The following is a 2,845-nucleotide window of genomic DNA, read 5'->3' on the forward strand; positions in this document are numbered from 1 at the left end:
GACCCCGAGTCCGAGCGCGAGGACGGTGGCGGCCGCGAGCGTCACGCGGCGGCGCTGGGGGTCCTTGGCCAAGGCCGGTGTTCTCCTCTTCGTGTGCCGCCTACCGGGTTAGCTGACGGGTTCGGGCCAGGAGTCGCCCTACGCCGCACGGCACGGCGCCGTCCCGGTTGAGGACGCCCGTGACGTGCGCCGATTCACCCCGGGAGTGTGGGTCCCCGGTTCCCTCGCGGGATTCGGCGGTCCGGTCGCAGCCCCTTGGACGGGGCTTCGGCACGGCCGGATCTGCGGGGAAGACTACAAAGGAAGTTCAAAAATGGCCAAACAGTCACGCAAAGTGTCGTATTGGTAGCGGTTGGTGCCTGTGGGGCGTGGGGTGCCGGTGCTGCCCGTGGGGCTGGAGGGGCGTCGTTTCCGGGCTTCTCGCGCCCATGAACGGCCAGGCTCCTTTGTGGGCCGAGTAAACTGTTGTGGTCGCACGTCTGCGGCCGAACCCGACCTCTCACCCAAGGCGAAACCGCATGCCCTTCTCCACGCGCGACGACCTCCGGAACGTCGCCATTGTCGCCCACGTCGACCACGGCAAGACCACGCTGGTCGACGCCATGCTCTGGCAGTCAGGCGCGTTCCGCGAGAACCAGGACGTGGACGACCGCGTCATGGACTCCAACGACCTGGAGCGTGAGAAGGGCATCACGATCCTGGCCAAGAACACCGCGGTCCGGCACGCCGGGATGACGATCAACATCATCGACACCCCCGGCCACGCCGACTTCGGCGGCGAGGTCGAGCGCGGCCTGTCCATGGTCGACGGCGTCGTCCTGCTGGTGGACGCCAGCGAGGGCCCGCTGCCGCAGACCCGGTTCGTGCTGCGCAAGGCCCTGGAGGCCAAGCTCCCGGTCATCCTGGTCGTGAACAAGACCGACCGGCCGGACGCCCGCATCGACGAGGTCGTGGACGAGACCTACGAGCTGTTCATGGACCTCGACGCCGCCGAGGACCAGATCGACTTCCCGATCGTCTACGCCTCCGGCCGCGCCGGCCGCGCCTCGCTGGCCAAGCCGGGCGACGGCGAGCTCCCCGACAGCGAGGACCTCGAGCCGCTGTTCACGGTCATCAAGGAGACCATCCCCGCGCCGTCCTACGACGTCGCCGCCCCGCTCCAGGCGCACGTCACCAACCTGGACGCCTCCAGCTACCTCGGCCGGATCGCGCTGTGCCGCGTGCACAACGGCGTGATCAGGAAGGGCCAGCAGGTCGCGTGGTGCCGGCACGACGGCAGCGTCGAGCGGGTCAAGATCACCGAGCTGCTGATGACCGAGGCGCTCACCCGCAAGCCCGCCGAGGAGGCCGGGCCGGGCGACATCATCGCGATCGCCGGCATCCCGGAGATCATGATCGGCGACACCATCGCCGACCCCGAGGACCCGCGCCCGCTGCCGCTGATCACGGTGGACGAGCCCGCGATCTCGATGACCCTCGGCACCAACACCTCGCCGCTGGCCGGCCGGGAGAAGGGCACCAAGGTCACCGCCCGCCTGGTCAAGGACCGCCTCGACCGCGAGCTGGTCGGCAACGTGTCGCTGAAGGTGCTGCCGACCGAGCGTCCGGACGCCTGGGAGGTGCAGGGCCGGGGTGAGCTCGCGCTCGCCATCCTGGTCGAGAACATGCGCCGCGAGGGCTACGAGCTGACCGTCGGCAAGCCGCAGGTGGTGGCCAAGGAGATCGACGGCAAGAAGCACGAGCCGGTCGAGCGCCTCACCATCGACATCCCCGAGGACCACCTCGGCGCGGTCACCCAGCTCATGGCCGTCCGCAAGGGCCGCATGGAGCACATGACCAACCACGGCACCGGCTGGATCCGGATGGAGTTCCTGGTCCCGGCCCGCGGCCTGATCGGGTTCCGCACCGAGTTCATGACCGAGACCCGCGGCACCGGCATGGCGCACCACGTCTTCGAGGGCTACGAGCCCTGGTTCGGCGACCTGCGCACCCGCCCGAGCGGCTCGCTGGTCTCCGACCGCGCGGGCGCGGCGACCGGCTACGCCATCCTGAACCTGCAGGAGCGCGGCACCTTCTTCGTCGGCCCGACCACCGAGGTGTACGAGGGCATGATCGTCGGCGAGAACTCGCGCGCCGACGACATGGACGTCAACATCACCAAGGAGAAGCAGAAGACCAACGTCCGCTCCTCCACGGCCGAGACGACCGAGACGCTGACCCCGCCGCGGATCCTCACCCTCGAGGAGAGCCTGGAGTTCATCCGGGACGACGAGTGCGTCGAGGTCACCCCGTCCTTCGTCCGGATCCGCAAGATCGTCCTGGACGCCAAGGAGCGCGAGCGCACCCGCGCCCGCGCCAAGCGCAACTCCGGCTGACGCCCCGGAACGCGAACGGCCCCCGCCTTCCCGGCGGGGGCCGTTTCGTTTTCCGCGCGCTCACCCGCCCCTCGCGTCACCGCTCGTCCGCGAGGGGCGGGGTCAGCCGACGCGGGTCCAGTCGGTGAAGGACGTCGCGGTGCCCGGGCCCGTCGCGCGCATCGTGTGGAGCCGCGCGTCGCCGCCGAACCCCAGGACCACCAGACGGCCGTCCGCGTCGTAGGCGAGGGCGGGTGACCCCATGAGGTCCGCCCGGCGGGTGGACCACGCGTACGGGCCGTACGGGGCGTTCTGGACACCCAGGGCGAGCCCGCCGTCCGCCGTCCGCGCCGCGAGGACGGTCCGCCGTCCGCTGCCCGCCGCCGCGGTGCCCTCGAACGTCGCCGGCCCGCCGAGCGCTTCCGGGCGCATCGCGTTGTCGGCCTGCGTGACCGTCGCGGCCGCGCCGGCCGCCGGGTAGTAGATCCGCC

Annotated in this window: 2 protein-coding genes and 1 riboswitch; of the genes, one reads left to right on the forward strand and one right to left on the reverse strand. The window is 70.9% G+C overall.

Going from position 1 to position 2,845, the window contains the following annotated elements; translation table 11 throughout:
* Positions 1 to 80: 80 nt before the first annotated feature.
* Positions 81 to 249, reverse strand: a riboswitch (cyclic di-AMP (ydaO/yuaA leader).
* A 269-nt stretch (positions 250 to 518) separates the two neighbouring features.
* Complete coding sequence (gene typA / locus AB0J52_RS34815; protein WP_500187155.1) at positions 519 to 2,375, forward strand: translational GTPase TypA; 1,857 nt, start codon at positions 519 to 521, stop codon at positions 2,373 to 2,375.
* 102 nt (positions 2,376 to 2,477) lie between these two features.
* Here typA and AB0J52_RS34820 read toward each other — a convergent pair.
* A partial coding sequence (locus AB0J52_RS34820; RefSeq protein WP_500187156.1) for a hypothetical protein occupies positions 2,478 to 2,845 on the reverse strand: 368 nt, incomplete at its 5' end.

The organism is Spirillospora sp. NPDC049652, assembly GCF_040675125.1.
GTDB lineage: Bacteria > Actinomycetota > Actinomycetes > Streptosporangiales > Streptosporangiaceae > Spirillospora.